Genomic DNA, 24296 nt, shown 5'->3' with positions numbered 1-24296 from the left:
TCCAAGTCATCTGGCATGCGCCCCCCAGGTGAGGGTCGCGAGGGTGAGGGTGTGCAGAGCGGTGCGGTCGGGCCCGGCCCATCCGGTCCACAGCGGACCGAACGCCTTGTCCTTCTTGTCGGGCCAGGGGTAGGCGGAGGCGATCTTGGCGGCCCACGTGCGCACGGCCAGGTCGTCGTGCGGGTAGACACTGAAGTCGCCGGTGAAGTCCGTGGCGGCCGCAGCAGCGGTCCATGGGCCGATGCGCGGGATGCGGGTGAGTGCGGCGGCCAGGGCGCCGGCCTTCAGCTGCTCCCACTCGTTGTGGTGCCGCTTGTAGTGCGTCGCAGCGGCCGTCAGGGCGGTGCGGTGGAATTTCGCTCCGACCTTGGCGAACTGTTCGTCGGCCAGGGCGAGGACGGAGTCCGGCCCGGGCGCCGCGGCGAGCGGACCCCGGGGGCCTTCGACGGTGGTGCCGTAGGTGCTGCACCAGGTGCGGTAGACCTTGCGGGCCTGGTCAGCGCGGACAACCTGCCGCAGGACCGCCGTAGTGATGGCGTCCCACAGCCACGGGTTCGCGAGCCGCTGGGTGACGCCGAGGGCGGCGAGGCCTTCACGGAGGGCGGCCGGGGCGGCGGGCGGAAGGTGCGCGAGGTCGGTGGCGACGAACTCGGGCTTGACGTCCTCGGTGCCGTCCACGCACGCCATGTGCAGGCCGTCCCGGTCGTGGAAGACGGTCCAGATGCCGGAGGTCGTGCGGACGGCACGGGCGCGCGTGCCGTCCTCGTACGCCTGCCAGGCGGGGTGATCGGTGGTCAGAACGGTGCTCATCGGTTGCTCCTCGGTGTGCCGGATGTGCTTGCCGTAGCCTCTCGCGTCGCAGCCGTACGACGCGCCGCGGCCACGGAATTGAGGCATCAGCCGATGAGGTCGCGTTCGATCAGGTAGGTGCGCATGCGCTGGTACTCGGCGAGCGTGCACGGCCGGGACTCCTCTGGCGCATCCCCCGGGATGGCGGCCGCCGGCCAGCTGTCCCGGGGAGGCATCAGCTCCTCGGCCGCATGGGACAGCTTTTTACGGCGCGGGCCGCGCACGAACAGGGTGACCGTGTGTGGGTCCATCACGGCCTGGTGCACCATCGAGTCGCCGAGCGTGTAGGCGCTTCCGGGCCGCTCGACGGTCACGACGGCCGGTTCCAGGTCCGCGCCGGTGAACGGGCCCGTCCAGCCGTCTGTGCGACGCCGTACGACGTGCACATAGCCGCCGGTGAGGATGCGGGTGGCGAAGGCGTAGCAATGGTCGTGCGGGACGAGCTGGTTGTCCGGCCGGGGGCTCATGTTCAGCCGAATCTCGAACCCGCGGTCCGGGGCTTGGTACAGCGACAGCCGGCTGAGCAGCAAGGTGACGCAGCTGGCGGACAGACGATCCGGGTCGTGCAGGACGTCGTTGACGAGCTGGGCGAGGAGAGGCCGGTCGTCGGCGAGGCGGTCGAGCACGTTGCGGCTGATCCGCTGGAACTTGCGCGGGTCATCCATGTCCAGCGGCGGAATATTGTCCAGCCATGAGGCGGTGGAGGTCAGCACGAGCGACCTACCCGGGCGAGAGAGGCCTGTTCGAGGTACCGGCGGGCCCGGCGGGCATACATGGCGTACGCCTCGCCGGACAGGGGCCCTTCACGTTCGGCTACGGGCTCCGTGGTGGCGAGCACCTGCACCGTGGACAAGGTGGCCCGAGTCGAGCACAGCGTGTCCGGGTGCACGGTGAAGAACTCCCCGGCGCCGAACGTGCGCGCATACTGCGGCCGGCCGACGCGTGCGTCCTCACGGCTGGCGTACGACTCCAGCGCGGTGGCACCGGCCACGTTGAGGACCGTTGACGGCGCGTGTACGCGCCACGGCGTCAGGGCGCGTGTGTCCGAGATACGCAGGTAGACCGTGGCGTCGTCGCCGTCTGCCTGGAGCCGCACGTACGCATAGCCGTGCGCGAGGAACGACCGCGCCGAGCGGTACGTGCCGGTGTCGAGCAGGGGCAGGATGCGAGAGGCGAGGGGGGCGAGCCAACCGGTGGCAGCCAACACGGTGATGTCCGGGATGTGGCTGGGATCTTGGCTCTGCGTCAAGAGCTGGTCGACGAATCCCGGGAGAACGGCATCCACTGAGCGGCCCCTTCAAGTGAGTTCGGATGATGTGCCAGGTCCAAGTGAGCGGCGCTGAGACCCGGCGGGGGCGCAGGCCCCAGCGCCGCTCTCCGCCCGCGCCAACTACCGTTGCCAGGAAACGGGCGGAGCTTGGTCCTGCCTGGTGGCCAAGGGGGAGGTCGTCCTGGCCACCAGGCAGGGGTCTACGGGGTGGTGTCGGCCGCTGGCAGGTAGCCGAGGAAGAGTCCGCGGACGTGCAGGTGCTCCAGCACCGCGGCGTACGCGTCGTTGTCGGTCGTTATGGCTGGCCGGGCGATGGCGAGGATGCCGTGGGCGTAGCCCTGCGCCGCGTACCGGCAGGCCGCTCCGAACCCGGGCCGTCGGGTGATGGCCGGCGACTGGGCCATGTCGGCGAAGGTCGTCCGGGTGACCTGCCAGCCGCTCTCCTCGGCGTACTTCACAATCAGGTCGAGGTCCGCGCGCCGCTCGTCGCCGGTCAGCGCGAGAACGTACGGAGCAACTCGCACGGTGCGGCGATGAGCGGCTGCCTTGGCGATGATCTGTTCCATGTGCTCCCGGCGAAGGGCTTCGAGCCGGGCGGCACGGGCCTGCGGTTGAAGCGGTCTGAGGGGCATCGGCATGGCGTTCCCTTGCGGTCGGGGGGAGCCGTACTGGCGGAAGGGAGCTGAATCACGAGATCGTGCTCAACAGCGAGCCGAGCACCGCTTCGTGCGGTGCCGGGCCCGGCTGGAACTGCTCCAGCAACTGGCGCAGGGCCATGGGGGGAACCAGTCGGTCGCCGCGGAAGGGGCGCAGCCAGTAGGGGCCGGGCGGCTCCGTCGACGTGACCGCGGGGAGGGCGAGGTGATGAGGCCGGCCGAGGCACGTCGCGTGGCGGTGCGGCGCCCACTGCTTGCTCGTGCCCGGCGGGACCAGCCAGATGAGCCATGACCGCTGGGGATCCTCGATCACCGGCCCGCACGCGTCGGCCCGCTCATCGCCGACGCGCTGGATTCCGTCCATGACGGATACGGCGGCGTGCGCCTCCGGGCCGCTCGCCGTGACGACGATGTCGAAGAAGTTTCCGCCGAGGGGCAGCTGAAGCACCTGGTCCCGGCGCACCCTCATGAGTTGGCGCACCCGCGTGGCCAGGTCGCGCATGTCGGGAGCGACGGAGGCGGGGTCGACCTCGATGGGCTGCTGCTGGAAGATGGGCGGCCCTGCCTGCGGTATGGCCCGCTCCGGCGCGGTCCTCGCCCGCTGGGGAAGCTGCTGAGCGATGCTCACGCCGACGCCTCCTCACGGGCGGCGGGCACCAGCGCCCGCACCGTCTTGCCGATGCCCCGGCCGTTGTCGCGCTTCACTTCCCAGGTCAGCCGTGCGCCCTGGCGCCTGGCGAAGCCCAGCCCGGATTCCGCCCCCCGCAGGCCGCTTGCCGCCGCCTCGAAGTCGCAGAACTCGGGGTCGGCGTCGTCTACCTCGATGCACAGCTCGTCATCGTCGGACGGCAGATGGAGCCGCAGGACGACGCGCCCGTCCGTGAACGGCTTGCCGTGCTGGGCGGCGTTGCTCGCCAGCTCTGCCGCGATCCGGGCGCCGGCTTCGACGTCGCCCGTCCAGTTGGCCACGGTCAGGCGGGTACGCGCCATCAACCGGGCGTTGCGGCGGATGCCTTCGTTCGCCAGGAGACCGCCGTCCCACTGCAAGCGCGCAAGGGATTCCGGCTGTAACGGCATGAGAACCAGCGTCGCGCTCACCGGATGCGAGGCGGTGATGTCCTCGGATGCCGCGGACGTGAGCGCGTCATCGTCCTGAGCCGAAGTGGTGCACTGCTGCGTAGCGGGGTTCACGGGGGACTCCCATGGTTTCTGTGTGTCGGTCGGGCACTCTCAGCGAAGTAGGCGATCAGAGTTCACCTGCGCCACATGGCTTCGCCATGGCCTGCAACATGGCCTCTTCAACACTTCCGTGCGACACAGGTGGCCCCGGGGTAGCTTGGAAGTGGCTTCTGTGCGGGGGAGGTTGCCGCAGCGAGGAACGGCGGTATCCCCTTCCGGAGAAGGGATCGATTCGGAGGCCAGCCGACTGCGGCGTCGCAGACTGGGAGCGGAATGAGGACTGAACCGAGGACGCTGCTCGCCTGGCTCTGCCGTCGCGACAAGCTCACCTACCGGCGGTTCGAGGAGAAGTTCACCGAGGTCGGTGTACGGCTCTTCGGGCACAGTCCCAACAACCCGACGTGCGGTGAGACGCAGTTCAGGCGGTGGACGGGCGGCCAGTTACAAGGGCTGCCGGGCCCCGAGACCTGTCAGATTCTTGAGGCGATGTGGCCCGAGCACACAGCTGAGGAGCTGTTCAGGCCGCCGCCCGAGGGCGATCCCCAGGCACCCGCGTATGACCTGGAAGAGCGAGTTCGAATGACCGCAGAAGAAGCCCACCGGGCCGCCGACACCAGTGCATCGGCGTCCATCTCCGACAACACCATCGAGGAACTGCGCGACCAGGTGACAGCCGTGGCTCAGGGATACCACCTGATGCCCCCGGCGAAGGCCTACGAGGCGGCGGATGCCCTCCGCCAGTCGATCGAAAGCCACCGGGACCGGACGCAGGTCCCCATCCAGCAGCAAGACCTGATGATCCTGAACGGGCAGACCGCCGCTCTGCTGTCGGTCGCCGCGTTCGACCTCGGGTACTTCCAGTCAGCCCGCAGCCTGGCCCGCACCGCCGCGGTGTTCGGCGAGGCCACCCGCTTCACGCCCCTGGAGGCCTACGCCTACGGGACGCTGGCCTACATCGCCTACCACACCGGCAACCCGACCGAGGCGGTCGCCAAGGCGACCAAGGCGCTGTCCTACGGCGGTCTCGGCGACGTCGCCCACCGTCGGCTGCTCGCCATCAAGGCCCGCTCCCACGCGCACCTGGGCGACGTGGTCTCCGCCCGGCGCGCCATCCAGCTCTCCGGCGAAGAGGGCCACGGCCAGCGCGACGAGCTGCACGACGGGGTCGGCGGCGAGTTCGCGTTCACCCCGGAGCGGCAGGCCATGTCCACCAGCACGACCGGGCTCCTCATCGGGGACGCGGCGCAGGCCGAGGCGGACGCCCGGCGGGCGCTGGACCTCATCGAGCAGCGGCCGCCGGAGCGCCAGTCGAGTCACGTGCGGGCGAGCGCGGCCGCCGACCTCGCGCACGCCCGTCTCCTCGCCGGTGACGTGGACGGCGCGGCCGAGGCACTGAAAATGGTGTGGACGGTGCCGGCAGACGCCCGGAAGACGGGCATCGTCGTCCGTACGGCGCGCCTCGCCCGCCATCTCGCCCGCCCCGAGTACCACGGGGCGCAGCTCCCGGCGACGCTGCGGGAGCAGATCGAGGAGTTCAACAGGGTCTCCCCGCCTCACAGGATCGGCCCGCACGTGGGCCTCCTCGCGATCGAGGCCTGATCACACAGAGGCGAGGATCTTCGCTTCCTTCTCCGCGGCAATCCCGTGGTCTGCCCATCGCGGGTGGTCCACGGGACGCCCATCGGCCGCCCACCACCGCCATGTGTCCCGGATCGTCTCGGCGAGCGGCCGGCACTCCAGTCCCGCCACTACGGCACGGCTGGAGTCGACCGCCCATACTCCGGCGTGGGTGCGCCACAGGGGCAGCTCGGTCCACTGCTTCACGCCCTGCTCGACCAGCACGTCCGGATCCACCCACACTGGCGCCCCGGCCCCTCCCGTCTCGGACAGGCATGCGTCGAGGAAGCCGTGGAAGGTCATGCCCTCGGGGTGGGTGATGTTGTAGCCGCCGCTCGTGGAGCTGGCGGCCTGGTCGAGGGTGAACCGGGCCACATCGCGGACGTCGACTGGCTGAATCCGCTGCTCAGCGGGGGCCGGTGCGAGGATGCGGCCGCCGCGCTTGGCCCGCTCCAGCCACCAGGGCAGTCGGCCCACGTACTCGCCGGGCCCGAGGATGACGCCCGGGCGCAGCATCACCGCGGCGTCGCCGAACACTTCGCTCACGGCACGCTCTCCGCCCGCCTTCTGGAAGCCGTACTTGGTGGGTGAGCCGTCCTCGCCGGTGTATCCGTAGGACTCGTCAGCGTCTGCCGGGCATTCCAGCAGCGGTGAGGCGTCGGTGAGGGGCTGGTGCGGCCATCCCTCGTACACGGACACGGTGGAGATGTGCACCCACCGGCCGGCGGCCGGGCGTAGCGCGGTCGTAGCGGCCAGGACGTCACGCGGCGGGAGTTCGCTGCTCGATGTGTCGATCACGGCATCCCACGGCCCGTGCCCGGCGAGGCGTTCCAGGTCGACGCGGCTCGTACGGTCTCCGTGCACCGGCTCGACGCCGTCCGCGTCACGGCCGGAGCGCCCGCGGTTGAAGGTGGTGACCTCCCACCCGCGCGTGAGCGCTCCGTCCACGATGTGCTTGCCCAGGAACCAGGTCCCGCCCATGACCAGAAGTCTCATGGGGGTGATCCTGCCGTGAGCGCCCGCACGGGTGGAAGGGCGATCCACCGTTCGGGCGCCCAACGGCCTGTATCAGCCCGCCTCTTCCTGCGCAGCCTGCTCGTGGCGGGCCTGTGCGACCGCGGCTCGGGCGGGGCCGCCGTACAGCGGCACCGCGGCGAGCGGATCGCGCTCCCCGACGCCGTGGCGGCGGTCGTAGACGGTGTCCGCGGTGCGGGAGCCGTCCGCCCACCGGCCGGCCTTGTTGCGCTCGGCGAGCGGCACTCCCGCCTCGATCATGTCGGTGTTCGCTCCGGCCCGCCACGAGTGCGAGCGCACCTTTTTGCCGTCGATGTAGGGCACCCCGGCGCGGTCGGCGAGCAGCTGCAGGCGTTCGTTTAGGGAGCCCGGGCGCATCTTCATCCGGCGCTTGCGGCCTTCGGGGGTACTTCACCAGACGGCCCTTCTGGGTGAGGGCGCGGAACAGCGGGTCGTCGGGGCCGGCCGCGTCGAGTTCGCGCAGCACACTCAGCCAGGCCCGGGCGCGGCGCACGAGTTGGAGGTCTGCCCGGTCCTGGATGAACCGGCCGGTGCCCTTGCCCGCCTGGTCGGTCTTGGACGTCGCCGTGGTCACGTACAGGCCGGTGTCGTGGACCTTCACGCGCTTGATGAGCTGGTCGGCGAGCTCCATCTCCCGGTGCAGGTTGCTGTAGGCCAGGGCCGCCAGGAAGGCGTCGGGCTTGCCGATGTTGGTGCTCTCATCGATCGCCGCGATGATGCGCAGGTTGTACTCGATGGTGACGGCGGCCGCCCGGTCGACCTCGCCCCCGGACTTCACACACTCCTTCTTCCAGGCGCGCAGGCGGCCCTTGAAGCGGCTGGGGTCCGGACGCAGATCCACCGGCTGCCAGTTGTAGATGCGGGACATGTACTGCCCGACGCTGTCCGGCTTGAACTCGCCCTTCTTGCTGGCGCAGGCCGTAGGAGGTGTAGGTGGCCGTGGTGCACGGGCGCGCCAGCCGGGGCGGGTTCTGCTCGGCGCACCAGGCTTCAAAGGCGCGCACGGTGGAGTCCCGGTTGACGATGGTGTTCTCGGCGAGGTCAGGTTCGGCGAACTCGGCGACGTCCTCGGCGGTCAGCCGGAAGTCGGCATCCGTCCAGGCCGGCCGGGCGTCGGCGAGCGGGGGCAGCTGCCCGGGCCCCAGCATGGTGTGTTGGGTGATGAGGTAGCGCACCAGCGCCGCGGCGTTGTCGTCGTCCTCGACCACCTCGCCCTCGTACACGACGAGATCGGACGTGTCCGTACCTCCGGGCGTCAGTCGCTCCAGTCGCTGGATGCTCATGCCGGGGGTTCCACCGCGTTGAGGTATTCGGGGTGGTCGCGCCAGCGTTCCGCCATGGCGCGCATGCGGCCGAACTCCTCACGGGCGGCGGGCAGTAGGCCTTGCTCGATCAGCGCCGCGGCGCGCCCGTTCAGGTATCCGAGCTGCAACCAGTCGTCATCGGTGTTGTGTTTGGCCCCGCGCAGGCGTACATGGTTGAACCAGTGCAGCCGCAGCCGCTCGGCCTGCGCCGCTTCCCTCTCCGCGGGCGTGGTGTCGTCGGCCGGCGCGCAGGGGGCGGCAGTCGGGGGTGCCTCGGTCGGCTCGGGCCGGTAGCCCATCGGGCTGTATCCGGTGCTTATGCCCGGCTCGCCTCGCCGTCGGCGCCGAGCTGCCACACCGTGGCGCTCCCCTGGGGATCGGTGTCCACGGCTGTCACCGTCTTGTCGGTGCCGCCCCGGACGAACGTGTGCGCCCACTCCACCGCGTCGTCCTGCGGGTCCAGGTCGACATCGGCGGTGTCTCGGCGCCGCGCCTTCCATGCGGGCTCGGTGTGGGTGAAGTGCTCCGCGCGCTCGCGCAGTGCCTCCTTCGCGGCTGGGTCGCCCGAGGTGCCCATCCGGCCGAGCACCGGGTGGATCTCCTCGCCGTGCCCCGCATTCTGCGCGCTGTCGCTCATCTGTGCGACCCTCCCCGTTGGCGGTTATTCCAGGCACGATCACTGACGAGGTCCTCGACGACCTGAAGCAGGAGATCGTCCGGGACGTCACCGCCGTGCTCATGTTCGGCGGCCAGCCGGCACCGCAGGGCCAGCACCCGACCCGCCTGGACTGCGCCGACCGGTCTCTGACGGCGCTGTCCTGCGACCTCCTGCGCAGCGACCACGCCGCGGAGCACCTGGCCGGCATCGCCGACGACCCCGTCGACATCGACGGAGCCCTGCACTTCGGCTGCCTGCTCAACCTGGCCACAAAACCCGAGGGAGCGCAGTGGTGGTGGTAGTACGCCGCCGGCGCCGGAAACGCCACCGCCGCCTACTGCCTCCACCTCCTCCACCTGCGCCGCGGCGACCTCCGCGACGCAGAGCATTGGATGAGCCAGGCCCTCGCCCTCGACATCGACATCAACTTCGCCCGCCGTCCCAAGCAGCGGATCTGGCTCCACACCCCCTACGAACAGGTCCTGCGTGAAGCCGTGGAGCGTCTCAAGGTCGAGGACGCCTGCGGCGAGTTCCATCACCCCGACCAGCGCCTGGCCGACCAGATCGAAGAACTCGCCGACGTCTGCTGACCCCAGAGGCAGAACGCAGCGGTCCTCTGTCCCGGATCGCGTTCCGGCGTCTGCTCCACGGGAACGACCAGAGCCTCTGGCACCTCAACCCCCACGGTCGGGCCCTCCGCAAGGAGGGCCCGACCCGCATTCGGCACCTCCTCGCTGCGTACGCTGGCCGGTGTGAGGGACGAATTGCAGCGCCTGGCCGAGGATTTGACCGCGGACTACCTGCACGGCCGCTGGCGGCCGGAGGCGACCGAGGAACACCGCGCCCGGATCCTGTCCACGCACGCGGCTACCGATGGTGGACTGGACGGCCTGTCCGCCGGCGGGCTCCTGGCGACGTCGTCCATCGAGCAGATGCTGCGCCCGCACCCGATGCTGGACTCCTGGCGGCTGGCCCCGGTACTCCGGGCCTACCCGGACGCCAGCCCCGATGCCCAGGCCCTCGTGCGGGACCTGCTGCACGCGATCGCCGTCACCGGTTTCCCGCTGCTGCCGCCCCGCCCCCTGCGCTACATCGAGGCGCCCGCACGCTACGACGGCGAGGCCGCCTCGCTGTTTTTGGGCGGCGGCATCACCGGATGCCCGAACTGGCAGATGCGCGCCGTGCTCCAACTCGACGCGATCGCTTCCCCGGCCGTTGTTCTCAACCCGCGCCGTGAGAGCTACCCGGCCGGGCAGGCGGCAGCGGCCGGGGAACAGATTGCCTGGGAGTACGAGCACCTGCGCATCGCCGACGTCATCCTGTTCTGGTTCTGCGCGGACGCCGTCCAGCCCGTCGCCCTGTACGAACTGGGAGCCCATGCCGCCCGCGGCACCCGCCTCGCGGTCGGCGCGCACCCTCACTACCCGCGCCGCCTGGACGTGGTGGAGCAACTGCGCCACGCGCGCCCGGACGTGACGGTACACGTCTTCAGGCAACCGTCCGCGCGGCCGCGGCCCTTCTGCCAACTGCACCCCCTCGGCCCTGACCCACCTCGTACGCAACCCCCTCGTGTGGCGTGGCGATGCTGACGGTGCGGAGCAGGTGACAGCACGTCGCGGCCCTGTGGCCCAGGGGGCTCGACCGCATGAAGGTCCGCGCGCCTGTGCGCCCGGCCCCCGGGGAGTAGTCGCGTGCACGGGTGGGGGAGCATTCGCTCAGCTGCTGCTCGTCCGTGAGGGGTCGTCATGAGTTCGTTGCGTGGTCGCGCTGTCCCGCTGGTGATGCTGTCTTGCCTTGTCCTGGCGGGGTGTTCGTCGTCCGGGACGCAATCCGGTGGAGGGTCGGCGGGAAAGAACGGTGCGTCGGCCGCCAGCCCGTCGGGCTCGGCGCCGGCCGCAGGGTCGGTGGGCGAGATCCCGGTGGGTGCGGGGCCGCAGAAGACGTACACGGTGCAGCAGCAGCCACCCGCGGGCAGCTGCCACTACCGGTACGAGGGGGGTGAGCCGCTGCCGGATATGAAGTGCACGCCGGGTGCGGTGTCGCCGGCGGTGACGCAGGCGAATCTGGCACAGACGATCTGCCGCAAGGGCGGCTACACCAAGGACATCCGGCCGCCGGCGGCGATCACCGGCAAGGAGAAGAAGCTGAACGCCGCCTCCTACGGCTACACCGGCAGTCTCGGCGACGCGGAGTACGACCACGACATCAGCCTTCAGTTGGGCGGCGACCCGAACGACGCTCGGAATCTTTGGGTGGAGCCGGCCGATCCGGGGCACAAGGCGGGGACGGTGAACAACCTGAAGGATCCGGTGGAGACGAAGCTGCACACCGCGGTCTGCTCCGGGAAGGTCACGCTGAAGGCTGCGCAGCAGGCCATTGTCACTGACTGGACCACCGCGCTGAGCAAGCTCGGTTTGTTGGTGCCGCTGTGTCAGACCTGCTCGCCGGGAACGGACTGACCTTGGTGCCGGACGTCGGCACCTCCCGTGGGGCCAACCTGCTCGCTGACCCGGGCGTCGACCAGCACGACCCTGCAGAGCGCCGTGCGCTCATCGACAGCTGGCTCCAGCAGATCAGCCTGGACTCCGGCCTGCTCGGCATGGAGAAGGTCCTGGAGCAGCTCCACAGCGACTCTCTCCAGCAGCATCTGTGACGTCCTCGCCGCGCTGATGCCCTGTAAAGCGGCGACGCCGAGCCCAGCCCGACCTCCTCGGAGGCGGGCTGGGCGCACGGGGAATGAGCGGCCTAGGTGTTCTGTCCACGCAGGTTGGTGATGCAGGTCTCGGGTGAGGGATCTTGAAATGGGTGAGGGCCTTCTGGCCTGGTGTGGATTGCGACATCTGCGCCGGCGACCAGAGAGGCCCTCGTGGGTTGAAGCGCGGTTGCAGCGGCCCGGCCGTCCCAAGGCTTCCCGTCCGCTACCCAGGTGGAGGCCATCGGTATCTCCAGGTCCAGGTCGCCGGCGAGCGTGGTGAGTACCTTCTCACGGTGCCCGTTTCGGATGTTGGTCCGCGTCGGTGTGTGCTCGTTCCACTCGGCGCCGATGTGGGCACTCGCTTCGGCCTCGATCAGCTCCTGCACCATCCGCTCCGCGATGGCGCGGATCAGCTCGATTCCGTCGGTCGAGCGTAGTGACTCAAGCAGCCGTATCAGCTCAGACTGGGACAGGGCCATCGTGTACTCCTCGTGGTTGAACTGACTGTTCACCAAGGAGAGTTACGCGGTGGCCCATCCCCTGTTCAGGGAGCGGTACTCACCCGTGGCAGTGCGCCCCGGGCAGACGCCCGCGCACTCCCACCCGCTGATCCCGAACACCACGACGAGGGACACGATCACGCCATCACCGTGCACCTGGACGCCGGGTACGACTCGGGCAAGACCCGCACCACTCTCGACGAACGCGGACTCCGCGGCCGGATCGCCCACAAGGGCGAGAAGGCCCCGATCCAGTCCACCCAACGCTGGCACGTAGAGCGCACCCACGCCTGGCAGAACGCCTTCTGCCGGCTTGCACGCTGCTACGAACGCCGGATCGAGGTCGTCAACACCTTCTTCGACTTCGCGGACACCGTCATCACCGTGCGTAGCCTCATCCGCCGAGCCTGGACCACCCACCGCTGGGAGGGACGCCCCCGGCGCCGACCGTGAACGACCGCGTACCTTCCCACGCAGTGTGGATCGAGCTGCTGAATGGCCCCAGCGCAGTCCGCTCCGCGTGATCTCCTTCAAACCGCGCCCGGGGCGGCTCGATTCTCCTGGTTGTCTGCCAGGAAGTCGGTGATCCGGTGGTTCGTCTGGGTTGGCATGGCGGTGGGCATAGCGAAGTGGGTGAGTTCGGCGAGGATCTCGATCCGGGCGTCCGGTACGGCTTTGCGGGCGCAGGCTGCGACTTTGGCGGCGTCGTGGGCGTCGCTGCGGCCGGCGAGAAGGACCAGGAGCGGAACGCTCAGTGCCGTGGGGTCCGGGCGTCGGCCGACGACCAATTTCCGGTTCGCGAAGCCCGACACCGCCAAGGCATAGAGCCGCTTCCAGCCCAGGTCGGTGTCGGTCCCTGCGGTCTCGCGATCCAGGTAGGCGCGTGCGCGGGCTTGCGTCGGGCGGAGCAGTATCGGCAGCGAGCGCAGCAGGAAACCCGGGCGGAAGCTGGCGAAGCACTGGGTCGGGTCGAGCAGTACCAGCCGATCGACCCGCGGCGCGGCGTGCAGGGCATAGGTCAGGGCGATCCACCCTCCGTAGGAGTGGCCCACAAGGTGCGTGCGGGACACGGTGAGACCGTCGAGCAGCGCGTCCAACCAGGCCATCAGGTCGGTGGTCGTGCGCAGCGGGCGCCCGCCGGGGATGCTGTGTCCGGCATCGCCCAGGATGTCGACCGCCAGCACCCGGTGTTGTGTGCCAAGAGCTGGGGCATTGGCGAACCAGACCGCGCCGGTGGAACCGCCTCCGTGTAGAAGGAGGACTGGAGTGGCGTCAGCGGGGCCGAAGGCGTGGACACGGGTGGTCCCGTACGGGGTGGGAACGTCGATCTCGGCGGTACCGGTCGGCCAGCGGGCGAGCAGAGCGTCGTAAGCGGCGAAGAACTCTTGGGATGAGGACACGGTGAACCCCCGGCAATCGTCTCGTTGACCAAGTATCTCACTTGGCGAGATACTAGCCCGGTGAGTGATGACATCAACCCCGCGATGCGGCTGGTCCATCTACTGCGCGCAGTGACCGTGGAACTCGATCTGCGCGGCGCCGAGTTCGCAGCACGAAACGGCCTGCACCCGACCGATCTGCGGGCCCTCATCCACCTGCTTGACGCCGACCGGGCGGGCACCGACGTCACCCCGGGACGACTCGGTGCGGCGCTGCGGCTCAACTCGGCCGGCACCACTGCCCTGCTCGACCGGCTGGAGCGCCTGGGGCTCGTCCGCCGCAGGCGCGATGAAAACGACCGACGACGCGTCGTGCTGACGGTGGAGCAGAAAGCCGTGGAACTGGGTCGGTCCTTCTTCGGCCCGCTCATCGCCAACCTGGTCGAGGCGGCCGAGGACTTCACCCCGGGCGAACTGGACATCGTTCACCGCTACCTGACCGCCGCCCTTCGAGCAGCCGCTCCCGGCTACGACGCGTAGACGCCAGCAGCCACCGCCGGGATGCCGCCAACACCACAGCGGTACGGTCAGCCATGATGGCAGCGCGGGCACAGGATCTCCGGTGGTCACAGAGTGTCGCAATTCCATGATCACGGAACCGTGCCTGCCCCCGTCTGCCGACCGCCTATCTGCGCGACCTCTAACCTGCCAAAAGACCTGGCTGGTATGGCGACCGGCGGCCGCGTCGGCACGACGTTGCCCGACGCCTTCACCGGCGGATACGACGTGGTCTACCAGGTGATCAACGAGAACCGCAGCAGCCGCAGCTTCACCGTGGCGTTCGCGGCCTTCAACGACGCGGGACGTGCCTCTCTGCTGCACATTCCCAACTGGGCGCCCTGGGGCGGCGACGTCAAGCAGGGATACGGTGGCGCCAGCGTGTACCAGACCTACTACTGGACCATGGAGGTGGGCTGAGATGCCACAGCAGGTCGGCAGGGTCGCCGACACCTGGCCCGACAGGGTGTGGCGTCTGGGCCGCTGGGGGCTCTTCCTGCTGCTGCTGTCCTTCGTCACCACGCTGCTGCGCGTCGTACCGGCCCACGGGTCGACGCGCGCGCTAGTGGCGGACATCAAGGCCGGCCGCACGCACACGGTGCATACGGACGCCGAGGGAACGGACGTCACCGTACGTTGGAGCACCGGTCTATCCGACGACCACAGCTATGTCTACCGGCCGGTCGGCTTCGTCGCGGGCACCGACGAGGCCGACCGGGAGTTCAGATCGACCGTGACCGGGGCGGCAGGCACGTCCGCGAACTCCGTCCGGTTCAACGAGTTCGACACCACCTACGGCGCCGGGGGCCTGGGCCTGCTGCTGCCCGTCACCTACGTCCTGCTCACGCCGTGGACTTGGCTCAGGTTCCTGGCACTGTTCGCGGGGGCGCTCGTCCAGGCCCGCATGCTCACCGCGAGTAGGCACCGCCTGGCCGAGGGCCCCCGCCTGGCTCCTAGCCGCTCTCCTCACGGGCGCGGGATTCGCGGGGTACCTGTGCGCCGAGTCCGGGCGGGAGGGACCGGCCGACCGGCCCCCGGGCTGGTGGCGCGCCTGGCTGGTCTCGCTGGCCACTAGCGCGGGCGCGGGCGCCCTTGGAGCTGTCGTCCTCCTCGCGGCCGGCCGTCTGTAGGGACGAACCATGCCTGCGACTCCTCGGATCGGGGTGAGTGGTGCAGGGTGCCGCCGGCCTGAAGGTGCTGGCGGGTGAGGTGGACGGCACGCTGCCACTCCACCGGCCAGGCGGGGTCGATGTCCTCCAGCTGCTCCGCGCCGTTGTGACGGAGCCCTGATTTTCAGGGGCTTGGTCGTTTGGGACTGGTGCCCCGTCTTTGGGGGTGGGACTGGGGACGGTTGGAGCGGCTGCGTTCGGGCGTGATGGGCGTGGCCTGGTTGCGTGTTCGGTTTGCTTGTTCGGGTGGTTGGGCTGCGGTCCTGTAGTTGGGTGGGAATGATCTCGGTTTTCCTGGAGGCGTACTGGTGCGTCCAATGGCAACTGCGCCATCTGGGCTACAGTCCCGCATGGGCATTGCAGACACATCCATCGCGGCCGCTTCAGCCGCGTTCAGCGGACTCGCTGCATTCGGCGCTTGGAAGGCTTCACGTCAGGCGAACGGCACCGCGGCATCTGTCGCTCAGATCGAACGGGACCGCTGGCACAACGCGCTGACTCCACAGCTTCGGCTGAAACTTGAGCAGTCAGATGGGCTGCTCTACGTCCGCTTCGATGGTCCGGCCCAGCTGGGCCGACTGAGCATACGACTCATCATTCGCGACGACTTCGACCGTACTGGGGTACCCGGACTCGCTGGCGGTCCGACGCCGGACGAGATCGCACAGGTCGTCTGGGGCCCTACCGGTTCCGGCCCGGAGTCGACGGCGCCGACCAACTCGGTCGGACCGTCACGCCGTTCCCGCTGGAAGCAGGTGACCGTACTCGGCTCGCACTTGACCCTTCCGTAAAGCCGGCCTGGTACGAAGGCACTGATGGTGAGCAACGCTGGCGGCGGCAGTACCAGAACGCGACGATCAGGCTGTGGGCCGACTGCGAAGTCGAAGGGCACAAGCCTTGGCGGCTCAGCTTCGGTGTCACTCAGGATGGCCGGTGGGCGCAGACCGGCCGCACCGTCGGCAGCTGAGGCCGTACGAGGCGAGTCAATCCCGCGGCTGCCTGGGCGGTGATGCTGCTGGTCAGTGGCGTGTGTGGGTGAGGAAGACGCGGAGTGGGTCGTTCGCGTTGGGGGTCAGGCGGGCGAGGCCGAGCCGGCAGGCGATGAGGCTGAGGGCGTCGTCGCGATGTGGCCGGTTCGGCAGGGTGGCGAGTGCGCGGGCGAGGGCAACGGTTTCCGGATAGATCACCAGGTCGCGGGTCAGGAGTGCGGGGGAGGCGCTGCCTGTGGTGGTCAGGTGGGGGTTGGTCGCACAGAGCTGGTTGAGGCGGGGGTGCCAGCGGTGGGTGAAGTGTTGCTGGTGGTCGTACCAGCGGGTGGTGATGGCGCGTGCTGTGGTCCAGGCGGTGGCGGCGCGGGGGTGCCGTAGCAGGTGCTGGTGGGTGTGGTGCGCGGCGGCGAGTTCGGGCACGCCTTGGGTGTGGACGGTGGTGGTGAGTCGTGGGTCGGAGGCGGCTTGGTGGTGGCGTGGGCATCAGCCGGTGCGGCGGCCGATGAACCCAGGCGGTGTCGGTGGTGCCGTGACTGCGGTGGCGGATGCACAGAGTGCAGGCGCGGACGGGCTGCTGCCCGGCCTCCATCCGCTTCCAGGTCGCGGCCGCCTGGGTGTCGTGGGCGTTGCCCAGCAGGGCGAGGTGGGGTAGGGCGCGCCTGAGGTGGGGCAGCGGGATGCGGGCCAGGGCGGCGAGATGCCGGGCCGCGGTGTGATTGAGGTGGAGTTCGGCTGCCGGCAGGGCGCCGTGACCGTGGAGGGTGACGCCGACGCCGTCGAGGAGCTGGGGAGGCGTCAGCTGATAGGCGCTGGCAAGCCGTTGCACGTATGAGGCGGTCGCTTCGCCGGTCAGCGGCCGTACGTGGAGCACGCCCGGCGCGGCTGACGGGATCTGCAGCCATGTCCCTGCGGTGACGACACTGCGCTGCGCGGGGACGGCTGCGGCCGTATCCCGGGCCGTGACGTCTGTCCGGGTCATGGGGTGCTGGTACTGCGGTTTCGGGGTCGGTAGTGCTGTTCGGCGAGGTGGTCGAGGCGGACTGCTTCGAGGGTGGTTTTGGTGATGCGTTCGGTGCCGTCGATGAGGGCGGTGATGGCGGCCTGGCGGATGAGGCGGGCGAGGCTGCCGATGCGGCCGGCGGTTCGTTCATGGAGGTAGGGGGCCTGCTGGGGAAGGGTTCCGGGCCGGTGGTGGCGCAGGTCGAGTGCGCTCTCCATCGCTTTGACGAGGTCGCGGAAGGGCTCGCTGTCGCCGAGGCGGGCGGGGAAGGCGGCGCAGTCGATGAGGGAGGCGCGTCCGGCGAGCTGCGCGCCGCGTACTCCGGTGAACAGGGGTGTGGCGGTGACGTCGATGCCGGCGTAGACGAAGGTGGCGCCGATGCGTTCGGTGAGGTCTTTGAGCAGGTCCGCGGTCTGGGCGCCGGTGGTGGTGCGGGGGTTGAGCCGGTGGACCTCGTCGATCATCACCAGTTGCACCCGGGCGGCGGTGTAGGTGTGGCAGACGGCGTTGGTGATCTGAGCCTGGGACATGCCGGCGGCGACGGGGATGCCGAGGTAGCGGGCGAACTCGGTGGCCAGTGTCTTGGCGCTGGCGGCGGGCGGGACCAGGACGTAGGCGACGGGCACCTGCCCGGCTGCTGCCGTGGGGCCGTGGCGGCGGGTGTGGGCGAGGTGGCAGGCGCGTCCGACCTGGAGCAGCGCGGTGGTTTTCCCCGCGCCGGCGGGGCCGGTGACGATCAGGGACGGCCGTGCGGTGACCGTCTGGTGGCGGCCGAGGATCATCAGGGTACGCACGTTTTTGGCGAGGGTGTCGATGGCCGGGGTGCGCACGGTGACGAACCGCGAGTGGTAGGCGAGGCGTTCGGCGAGGCTGCGGCGCGCCGGGCGGGGAGGGCTGCCACGGGGTGGTGGCGAAGGCTTGGAAACCGTCCCAGGTGGTCACCGACTGCTGTTGCGCCTCAGCGGCGTCGCCGTCGGTGCTTGCCGCGGCACCGGGAGGCCGGTCCACTGCCGACGGGGACCTGCCCGCCGCCTTGCCCGTGCCCGGTGAGGTGTTCACCATTGCTCGGCCTCCGCTTCGGCGTCCCACAGCCCGTATCCGCCTGCCTCGGCCGCCAGCACGCCCGCGCCTTCCGGATCGCTCGTGTCCGTCTCGGCCGCCGCATCAACGGTGATGAGGTCGTCAAGGCTCTCGCTCCACTCCGGGGCCGGGGCCGGTGCGGTCTCCGTGTTGAGGAGGCGCCGCTGGCCTGGCAGATCGGGCAGCTGTGCTGCCGTACTTGCGGAGCGGGGGGTTCTGCGGCGGCGGGTGTTGTGCTCGGTCCCGGCGGGGTGGCGGGTGCGGCGCAGGAGCTGGTCGAGCGCGTCGGCGAGGTCGGCTTCGTGCGTCTCGCGGTCCCCGCGTTGTTCGACCTCGGTCTGGATATGGCGCCAGAGGGCGTCGTTGAAGGGCTGGTGGACGTGGTCGCGGTGGATCCAGCCGATCTCGTGGAGCTTTCCGTCGGTGAGACGGACCCAGATCTGACGCGCGTCGTGGGGGTTGTGGTGGACCTCCCACTTGCCGTCTTTGCTGGCGACACCGGAGCGCTGGCCGCGGTGTGGGTCGAGGACTTCGTGGTTGTAGGTGCGGTAGTCGAGGCGGATGCCGCGTTCGGTGATGGGCTGCCAGCGCACCGGCAGCAGCTCGAGGTAGTCGGCCCCGGTCAGCGGGACGGGCACGTAGCCGCTGATGGTGATCAGAGCGGCCCACGTCTGGTTCGGTGTGAGGGCGGTTTTGGGAAGGACGGGGTGGCGCAGTCCGTCGTGGGGCCGGTTCTGCCAGCCGCAGGTGATCCATTCGTCGAGGAAGTCCTGCAGCTGCGGGATCGTCCACCGCGCCTCGGCCGCCGTCGCCAAGCCGCGGCGCTGGGGGTTGGAGCCGGTGTGGCCGGCGACGTGCTGGCAGAACAGGTCGTTGATCGCGCCGAAGGTCCGCTCCACCACAGCCTTGGCCTGCGGTCGCCTCGGAGGGGCGGGCTGCACGCTCACCCCGAGCGTCTCGCAGGCGGCGACGAAGCCCTGCGAGAGGTAGATCTTGCCGCGGTCGACGACGATCGTCTCGGGCACGACCACCGGGCGGGCGGCCGCGCCCTCCAGCCGCTCGTCCAGCGACAGCATCCGCTCGTAGGGCACCTCGGCCCGCGACAGTTGCAGCGCCTTGGGCCAGGCGGGCCGGGCGGGATGGGGGACGGCCATTTCCGCCAGCAGCAAGGCTGCGTCGACAGCTTTGGTGCTGTTCGGGCGCAGGACGGCGGCCAGGATGGAGCGGGTGGCGACGTCGACGGCGATGGTCAGCTCCGGCCGCCCCAGGCTGCCGTCCTCCAAGACGGCCATGATGTCCAGGCGGGTGGTGTCGATCTGCACCTGTTCCCCGGGCCGCAGCACCACTGGCGCCGACGAGGCGCGGGCGGGTGCGGTGGCGGTGCGCGCGGGACGTCCCGGACGCTCGGCCGGGTCGGCCAGCACACTCACCAGCCGGTAGAACGACGACCGCGACGGCATCTCCACCACCCCGCGCCCGTGCGTGTCCTCCAGGATCTGCCCGACCAGCACCTGCAGTCCCTTTACCGTCCCCTTCGACCGGCCTCGCTGACGCCGTAGCGCCTCCAGCACCGCGGCCACGACCCGCTCGTCGGCATACCCCGTCGGATGACGGCCGCGTGTCGGCACCGTGCGCTTGTCGACCAGCCCCCACAAGCCCTGCTTGCGGTAGGCGTGCCGCATCCGCTCGACCGTCGTGCGGGTCACCCGGGTGAAGCCGAGCGCGGTCAGCTCCTTCGCCTTGGCTGCATCCCGCTGCGCCAGGGTCCACTGCTCCGGGTCGTACTCGGCCGCATCGCCTGTCCCTCGCGGCTGCCCTCAGGGTGCGGCCACCCGGTCTCGACCTCCCGGATGTGGGGCAGCCACGCCAGCGCCCGCTGCTGGGCCGCCAGCGGAACGGTCTCGAACAGCCCCCACTGCGGTACCGTGTCCGGCGCCTGCGCGCCCACCACTTCGAAGCCCGGATCGGCGAACAACCGCCCCAACAGCAAGGCTTCTTCAGTGCCGTCTTCCTGCAACAGGTAGACCCGCTGGCCCTGCAACGCAGCGACCTGCCAGGTCTGCCCCGGTAGACGACGTGCGCGCCGACCTCCACCATCGGCCGCCGGCTCTTACCGTGTGTGCCGCCCACTGGGCTCAACCTCTCTCCGGATCGCCGCCGACGTTGCTCAGCCGCCTTTCGACGCCCTCACCACGTTCTGCGTCAGCGCAGATCAGCGCCCGCTCGTGCAGCGGCTCATCGAGCCGCGTCGCAAGGCGCCCGGACCACAGCGCGTGATAGACGGCCGGCAATACCTGCAGCGGATCACCCACCGATGCCGCCCCGTCGGCTAGCGGCCGGGGTGCGGCGAACGCATCGGCCAGCGCGGCCCTGAGCCGGGGCGGGCCCTGATAACGGGGGTGGCGGTAGCCGGCCAGCCACCGCAGATTCGCCGCCAGCACCGCTGGAGGTGGCTCGAGGCGCCGATATGACCAGCCCACGCGGGCGCACGCCGCCTCCAGGACCATCCGCACCCGCTGCGCCCTGTCCCTGCCGGCGGCCGGGCTGGAGGGGCAGTCGGCGAGCAGGCCGGTGCCGTCGGCGTACCGGGCGAACAACTGAGGCACCCACGAGCGCACCCGCCCGTCGGGATCCCGCCACAGCAGCCGTACCGGACGCGCGGACAGGCCGGTCACATCCGGGTCCCGGTCCAGGACCATCAACTGGGTACGCATCGCTGTTGAACCGTGAACGACGTGCCGTCCGGTGGTCGCCGACCACCACCAGCCCGGCCCCCACCGGCGGCCCGGCACGACCGGAAACGCGGACACCGGCCCCAGGTCCTCGAACCGTACCGATGCCGCCGACTGGTCCCACGGCAGCTGCGTCATGTGTCCGGTAGCGGTGGCGAACGCCGCCTCGACGCCTGCCCCGTTCCACCCGTTGACACCCTGCTGCTCCACGCCGGACAGCCAAGTGCCTGCCTTCTCTGAGGGAGGGGCACCTCATCATCCATCACCCGAATGGGTGATGGATGTGTCACTATCTGCAAACTTGCGACGGACTGCTTGTCCGATCTTCAACCCGGCTGGTGCCAGTCACTCCTAACATGGCCTCAGGTTCGGGGGAGCGAGTCTTGGGGAGGGACCGCGAGGATGAAGGTTCTCAGGCCGACGCAGCCGACGAGTGAGCAGCTCACGGTGATCAACAATCACAAGCCGGGGGTGTTCGTCGTCCGGGGTGCCGCCGGCAGCGGCAAGACCACCACTGCCCTCTACCGGCTGAAGTTCACCGTCCGGTACTGGCAGCGGCGCCGCCGTGACGGCTTCATCGACGGCCCGGTCCGCGTCCTGGTCCTCACCTACAACAAGACTCTGCGCGGATACATCGAGGAACTCACCGAGGAGCAGATCAAAGGCAACGACGTCGAGCTGACGATCTCCACCTTTGCCAAGTGGGCCACCGACCGCGTGCCCTACGAGCGGATCCTCCGCGAGCACGAGCGCAACGGAAAGCTGGACGCCCTGGCCGCGGCCCTGCCCCTGTCCGACGACTTCGTACGCTCCGAAGTGGACTATGTCCTAGGCCGCTTCATGTCGGACAGCCTGCATGAGTACATCGAGTGCGAGCGACAGGGCCGCGGCCGCTCCCCGCGCATGCCGGCCTCGCTGCGCCGCCGGCTGCTGGATGAGGTGATCCTTCCTTTCCAGGAGTGGAAGAAGCCGCAGCAGGCCTGGGACTGGTCCGACCTGGCCAACGCGATGGCTGCCAAGCGCGCCGACGACCCCTACCACGTGGTCGTCGTCGACGAGGCCCAGGACTTCTCCGCCAACCAGGTCCGGGCCGTCCTCAACCACGTCACCGACGAGCACACTCTCACCTTCGTCCTCGATGCCGCCCAGCGTATCTACCCCCAGCGCTTCACCTGGGCCGAAGTCGGCCTGAGCGTGGGCCCGCACAACAGCAAGCTGCTGTCGAAGAACTTCCGTAACACCCGCCAGATCGCAGCCTTCGCCGCCCCTCTGCTGCGCGACGTGGAAACCACGGACGACGCTGCGATCCCTGATCTCTCCTCGTGTGAGGAGGATGGCGACAAGCCCCTGCTCGTCCAGGGCACCTTCACCCAGCAGATGGACCACCTCGTGCAGTTCCTCAACGAGCTCGGCCCGGAAAACGACGAGTCCGTTGCCATCCTCCACGCCAAGGGCGGCGGATGGTTCGACTACGTCAAGACGCGCCTGAACGCGGCCGGACTGGCCTGGGTCGAACTCACCCGCAACGGGGAATGGCCCACCGGCCCGGTGAATGTCGCGCTGTCTACCATGCACTCCGCCAAGGGGCTGGAGTTCGACCACGTGATCATCGTCGGACTCAACAGCGAGGTTATGCCGCACGCCACCGAGCCCGGCGACAGCGAACGAGACGCCCATCTGCGCCTGCTGGCCATGTCCGCCGGACGCGCCCGCAAGACGCTCACCATCACCTACAAGCCCTCCGAGGCCAGCGACCTCATCGCCTGCATGGACCCGGACACCTACGAGGTGAAGGCCGTATGACCACCACGGAGCCCAGCCCGTCCATATCGGACGGCGAAAGACCCGCTGAGGGATCGGCGCGCTCATTCAGGAACGGAAGATCACCGAGGTGGTGCACTTCACCACGAACCGAGGTCTCCTCGGCATCCTCGTGCAGCGGCTTTGCAAGGCCCGGGCGCTCCTGGCCCAAGACCAGTACCTGGAGAGCATTTACCACCAGAACACCAAGATCCGCAGAGAAGCGCCGCAGTACTGGTCCTACGTGAACCTCAGCATTAGTGAGCCCAACCACCGCTTCCTTCGCATCAGCAGCGACGACTGGTGGGCAGACGAAGACCTGTTCTGGGCTGTCCTCAGCTTCGACCCAGTGATCATGACGCACCCCGGCGTCCTGTTCGCCCCAGGCAACATGGGATACGACGGCATCACCCCCGTCGAAGGGCTGCCCGGGGCGAAGCCCTCTTCGCCGACCGCGTCCCCAAGGGCTTCAACAAGACGATGCCGCGCTGGAACCGAGCGCCCCACCTCCCGACGAATCCCCAGGCAGAGGTGCTCTACCCGCAGGCCGTTTCCACCCGCCACCTGCAGCGCATCTACGTCCTCACGCACGAGGACGCAGCGAAGGCTGAGGCCATTGTCAGTGTCAGCGAACATGATGAGGTCGACATCATCGTCGACCCGGTCACGTTCGGCAGGTAAGGACTACGGTGAGCGCCATGCAATGGGAGGCAGTACGCGCCTCGGCCCAGTGGGCTGCGTACGGAGACGCACTCGGCTTCATCACCGAACTGACCGACGCCGATGGCGTACGTCGCCGCATCGGACGGGATGACGTCACCACCACCGTCCCCTGGAAAAGGCGCGTGGGAGGACGCTACGGACGCGACATGCCGCTTCCCGCAGGCGCGTACTCCGACGACACCCAGCTGCGCCTGGCAACTTCACGCGCCATCCGCGGAGACGGGGAATTCGACGCCGAGGCCTTCGCGAAGATTGAAGTCGTTGCTTGGCAGGCTTACGCCCTCGGCGCCGGCCGTGGGACCAAAGCGGCAGCCACCGGCTTGATGAGAGTCGAAGCCAAGTGGTCCCAGAACATTTTCGCCACCAAAGCCGCCCGCTACGTCGACATTGGCGGCAACGGGGCCGCTATGCGCATCCAGCCTCACGTCTGGTCCGCACGGGACCTCACCAACTGGGACAACATCACCCGCGACGTCGTACGGAACGCCGTCAGCACCCACGGTCACCCCCGAGGCATCCTCGGCGCGGTTCTGCACGCCGTCCTGCTGGCCCACGCCCTCGACAGCAACGAACTCCCTGGTCCCAAGCAGTGGCGCCCCGCAATCGACTGGCTCGAGCAAGTACCGGACGTTATCGCGAAGGACGACGAACTCGCGTATCTGTGGCTGCCCACATGGAGTGATGCGGCAGGCATCGACTTCCGCTCAGCCGCGATCACCGTCGCCAACGAATGCCGCGCAGCGCTCGAAGTCTTCGAACCCAAATCTCGCCTGACCGCCGAGACCTATGCGGCCCTGGTGGAGCGGTGGGGCGGCTTCAACGACGCGACTCGCGGATCAGGCACAGTCACCACCTTGCTTGCCGCGGTTCTCGCACATGCCTACGCCGACTCACCAGAAGCGGGTCTGCTCCTCGCCGCTAACACTCTTGGCTCCGACACCGACACCATCGCCACCATGGCTGGCGCACTCCTAGGCGCCGTCACGGCGGGCCCGCCACCTGGCACCGTGCAAGATGCCAAGGCCATCGACTCCGAGGCGCGCCGCATGTGGGACATTTCCCAAGGGCGTGAAGCCGCAACGTTCGCCTACCCAGAGCCCTCC

The 24296-nt window shown here is 69.4% G+C and carries 28 protein-coding genes and 4 pseudogenes; 14 read left to right on the top strand and 18 right to left on the bottom strand.

Going from position 1 to position 24296, the window contains the following annotated elements; genetic code table 11:
• Positions 1-6: 6 nt before the first annotated feature.
• The 6 genes from A6P39_RS00165 to A6P39_RS00140 all read right to left on the bottom strand — a co-directional run bounded on the left by A6P39_RS00165 (position 7) and on the right by A6P39_RS00140 (position 3966).
• Positions 7-810, bottom strand: coding sequence for a hypothetical protein (locus tag A6P39_RS00165; RefSeq protein WP_067055501.1), 804 nt, complete (start codon positions 808-810; stop codon positions 7-9).
• 86 nt (positions 811-896) lie between these two features.
• Positions 897-1562 carry a hypothetical protein gene (locus A6P39_RS00160; protein ID WP_079133806.1) on the bottom strand — a complete coding sequence of 222 codons (666 nt, stop codon included), beginning with the start codon at positions 1560-1562 and terminating at the stop codon, positions 897-899.
• A complete protein-coding gene (locus tag A6P39_RS00155) occupies positions 1556-2134 on the bottom strand; it encodes a hypothetical protein (protein ID WP_067055504.1) in 579 nt (192 codons plus the stop codon). The genes A6P39_RS00160 and A6P39_RS00155 overlap by 7 nt, the downstream gene beginning before the upstream one ends.
• A gap of 185 nt (positions 2135-2319) precedes the next feature.
• Positions 2320-2685 carry a hypothetical protein gene (locus tag A6P39_RS00150; protein WP_067055507.1) on the bottom strand — a complete coding sequence of 122 codons (366 nt, stop codon included), beginning with the start codon at positions 2683-2685 and terminating at the stop codon, positions 2320-2322.
• 121 nt (positions 2686-2806) lie between these two features.
• Positions 2807-3403 carry a hypothetical protein gene (locus A6P39_RS00145; protein ID WP_234379257.1) on the bottom strand — a complete coding sequence of 199 codons (597 nt, stop codon included), beginning with the start codon at positions 3401-3403 and terminating at the stop codon, positions 2807-2809.
• The gene (locus A6P39_RS00140) at positions 3400-3966 is read right to left on the bottom strand and encodes an ATP-binding protein (RefSeq protein WP_159396198.1); all 567 of its coding nucleotides are present in this window, start codon (positions 3964-3966) and stop codon (positions 3400-3402) included. Before A6P39_RS00140 ends, A6P39_RS00145 begins: the two co-directional genes overlap by 4 nt.
• A gap of 261 nt (positions 3967-4227) precedes the next feature.
• On the opposite strand from A6P39_RS00140, the gene A6P39_RS00135 reads away from it, so the two are divergent.
• Entirely contained in the window at positions 4228-5553 is a 1326-nt protein-coding gene (locus A6P39_RS00135; RefSeq protein WP_067055513.1) for a hypothetical protein, read from the top strand.
• Here the strand turns inward: A6P39_RS00135 and A6P39_RS00130 are convergent, their stop codons facing one another.
• From A6P39_RS00130 to A6P39_RS00110, 5 genes are all read right to left on the bottom strand, one after another.
• Positions 5554-6567 (bottom strand): NAD-dependent epimerase/dehydratase family protein, encoded by a 1014-nt coding sequence (locus A6P39_RS00130; protein WP_067055516.1) that lies wholly within the window; start codon positions 6565-6567, stop codon positions 5554-5556.
• A gap of 72 nt (positions 6568-6639) precedes the next feature.
• Positions 6640-6969, bottom strand: a complete 330-nt coding sequence (locus A6P39_RS00125) for a hypothetical protein (RefSeq protein ID WP_067055517.1) — start codon at positions 6967-6969, stop codon at positions 6640-6642.
• Positions 6970-7304: 335 nt separating this feature from the next.
• On the bottom strand, positions 7305-7889 hold the full coding sequence (locus A6P39_RS00120) for a hypothetical protein (RefSeq protein WP_275883756.1): 585 nt from the start codon (positions 7887-7889) through the stop codon (positions 7305-7307).
• A complete protein-coding gene (locus A6P39_RS00115) occupies positions 7886-8266 on the bottom strand; it encodes a hypothetical protein (protein WP_275883755.1) in 381 nt (126 codons plus the stop codon). Before A6P39_RS00115 ends, A6P39_RS00120 begins: the two co-directional genes overlap by 4 nt.
• Complete coding sequence (locus A6P39_RS00110; protein WP_067045764.1) at positions 8227-8547, bottom strand: hypothetical protein; 321 nt, start codon at positions 8545-8547, stop codon at positions 8227-8229. Before A6P39_RS00110 ends, A6P39_RS00115 begins: the two co-directional genes overlap by 40 nt.
• Positions 8548-8564: 17 nt before the next feature.
• Between A6P39_RS00110 and A6P39_RS00105 the strand changes: the two genes are divergently transcribed.
• The 5 genes from A6P39_RS00105 to A6P39_RS00085 all read left to right on the top strand — a co-directional run bounded on the left by A6P39_RS00105 (position 8565) and on the right by A6P39_RS00085 (position 11221).
• Positions 8565-8870 (top strand): hypothetical protein, encoded by a 306-nt coding sequence (locus A6P39_RS00105; protein WP_067045766.1) that lies wholly within the window; start codon positions 8565-8567, stop codon positions 8868-8870.
• A gap of 90 nt (positions 8871-8960) precedes the next feature.
• On the top strand, positions 8961-9158 hold the full coding sequence (locus A6P39_RS00100) for a hypothetical protein (RefSeq protein ID WP_067045768.1): 198 nt from the start codon (positions 8961-8963) through the stop codon (positions 9156-9158).
• Positions 9159-9320: 162 nt separating this feature from the next.
• Positions 9321-10157: a nucleoside 2-deoxyribosyltransferase domain-containing protein gene (locus A6P39_RS00095; protein ID WP_159396050.1), complete on the top strand. Its 837-nt coding sequence runs from the start codon at positions 9321-9323 to the stop codon at positions 10155-10157.
• Between the two features lie 156 nt (positions 10158-10313).
• Positions 10314-11027: a hypothetical protein gene (locus A6P39_RS00090; RefSeq protein WP_067045773.1), complete on the top strand. Its 714-nt coding sequence runs from the start codon at positions 10314-10316 to the stop codon at positions 11025-11027.
• Positions 10997-11221, top strand: coding sequence for a hypothetical protein (locus A6P39_RS00085; RefSeq protein WP_159396051.1), 225 nt, complete (start codon positions 10997-10999; stop codon positions 11219-11221). The genes A6P39_RS00090 and A6P39_RS00085 overlap by 31 nt, the downstream gene beginning before the upstream one ends.
• Before the next feature lie 272 nt (positions 11222-11493).
• On the opposite strand, the pseudogene A6P39_RS45250 reads toward A6P39_RS00085, so the two are convergent.
• A pseudogene (locus tag A6P39_RS45250) lies at positions 11494-11742 on the bottom strand (transposase); the annotation flags it as partial.
• Between the two features lie 165 nt (positions 11743-11907).
• Between A6P39_RS45250 and A6P39_RS00075 the strand changes: the two are divergent.
• Positions 11908-12216, top strand: a pseudogene (locus A6P39_RS00075) (transposase); the annotation flags it as partial.
• A gap of 77 nt (positions 12217-12293) precedes the next feature.
• Here A6P39_RS00075 and A6P39_RS00070 read toward each other — a convergent pair.
• Entirely contained in the window at positions 12294-13163 is an 870-nt protein-coding gene (locus A6P39_RS00070; RefSeq protein WP_067045779.1) for an alpha/beta fold hydrolase, read from the bottom strand.
• A gap of 84 nt (positions 13164-13247) precedes the next feature.
• Between A6P39_RS00070 and A6P39_RS00065 the strand changes: the two genes are divergently transcribed.
• From A6P39_RS00065 to A6P39_RS00050, 4 genes are all read left to right on the top strand, one after another.
• Positions 13248-13682 carry a MarR family winged helix-turn-helix transcriptional regulator gene (locus A6P39_RS00065; protein WP_067045781.1) on the top strand — a complete coding sequence of 145 codons (435 nt, stop codon included), beginning with the start codon at positions 13248-13250 and terminating at the stop codon, positions 13680-13682.
• A gap of 186 nt (positions 13683-13868) precedes the next feature.
• Positions 13869-14120, top strand: coding sequence for a hypothetical protein (locus tag A6P39_RS00060; protein WP_067045783.1), 252 nt, complete (start codon positions 13869-13871; stop codon positions 14118-14120).
• A gap of 1 nt (position 14121) precedes the next feature.
• Positions 14122-14775 (top strand): hypothetical protein, encoded by a 654-nt coding sequence (locus A6P39_RS00055; RefSeq protein WP_067045785.1) that lies wholly within the window; start codon positions 14122-14124, stop codon positions 14773-14775.
• Between the two features lie 444 nt (positions 14776-15219).
• A complete protein-coding gene (locus A6P39_RS00050) occupies positions 15220-15660 on the top strand; it encodes a hypothetical protein (protein WP_275883754.1) in 441 nt (146 codons plus the stop codon).
• Positions 15661-15888: 228 nt separating this feature from the next.
• Here the strand turns inward: A6P39_RS00050 and A6P39_RS00045 are convergent, their stop codons facing one another.
• The 5 genes and pseudogenes from A6P39_RS00045 to A6P39_RS00020 all read right to left on the bottom strand — a co-directional run bounded on the left by A6P39_RS00045 (position 15889) and on the right by A6P39_RS00020 (position 20808).
• A complete protein-coding gene (locus tag A6P39_RS00045; RefSeq protein WP_275883753.1) occupies positions 15889-16278 on the bottom strand; it encodes a hypothetical protein in 390 nt (129 codons plus the stop codon).
• Positions 16279-16441: 163 nt separating this feature from the next.
• Positions 16442-16837: pseudogene (locus tag A6P39_RS45245) on the bottom strand (TniQ family protein); the annotation flags it as partial.
• A complete protein-coding gene (locus A6P39_RS00035) occupies positions 16834-17688 on the bottom strand; it encodes an ATP-binding protein (RefSeq protein WP_275883751.1) in 855 nt (284 codons plus the stop codon). The gene A6P39_RS00035 and the pseudogene A6P39_RS45245, both read right to left, overlap by 4 nt.
• A gap of 225 nt (positions 17689-17913) precedes the next feature.
• A pseudogene (locus A6P39_RS00030) lies at positions 17914-20035 on the bottom strand (Mu transposase C-terminal domain-containing protein).
• Positions 20036-20073: 38 nt separating this feature from the next.
• The gene (locus tag A6P39_RS00020) at positions 20074-20808 is read right to left on the bottom strand and encodes a TnsA-like heteromeric transposase endonuclease subunit (protein ID WP_079133386.1); all 735 of its coding nucleotides are present in this window, start codon (positions 20806-20808) and stop codon (positions 20074-20076) included.
• Positions 20809-21072: 264 nt separating this feature from the next.
• Between A6P39_RS00020 and A6P39_RS00015 the strand changes: the two genes are divergently transcribed.
• From A6P39_RS00015 to A6P39_RS00005, 3 genes are all read left to right on the top strand, one after another.
• Positions 21073-22473 (top strand): 3'-5' exonuclease, encoded by a 1401-nt coding sequence (locus A6P39_RS00015; RefSeq protein WP_067045793.1) that lies wholly within the window; start codon positions 21073-21075, stop codon positions 22471-22473.
• A gap of 528 nt (positions 22474-23001) precedes the next feature.
• Positions 23002-23151, top strand: coding sequence for a hypothetical protein (locus A6P39_RS00010; protein WP_331454057.1), 150 nt, complete (start codon positions 23002-23004; stop codon positions 23149-23151).
• A 17-nt stretch (positions 23152-23168) separates the two neighbouring features.
• Positions 23169-24296, top strand: a 1128-nt coding sequence (locus tag A6P39_RS00005; protein ID WP_275883749.1) for an ADP-ribosylglycohydrolase family protein, incomplete at its 3' end; no start/stop codon positions are given.

The sequence above is a fragment of the Streptomyces sp. FXJ1.172 genome, from assembly GCF_001636945.3.
Classification (GTDB): Bacteria; Actinomycetota; Actinomycetes; order Streptomycetales; family Streptomycetaceae; genus Streptomyces.
Note: the sequence above shows the minus strand (reverse complement) of the source record. Positions and strands in the feature narration are given on the sequence as shown.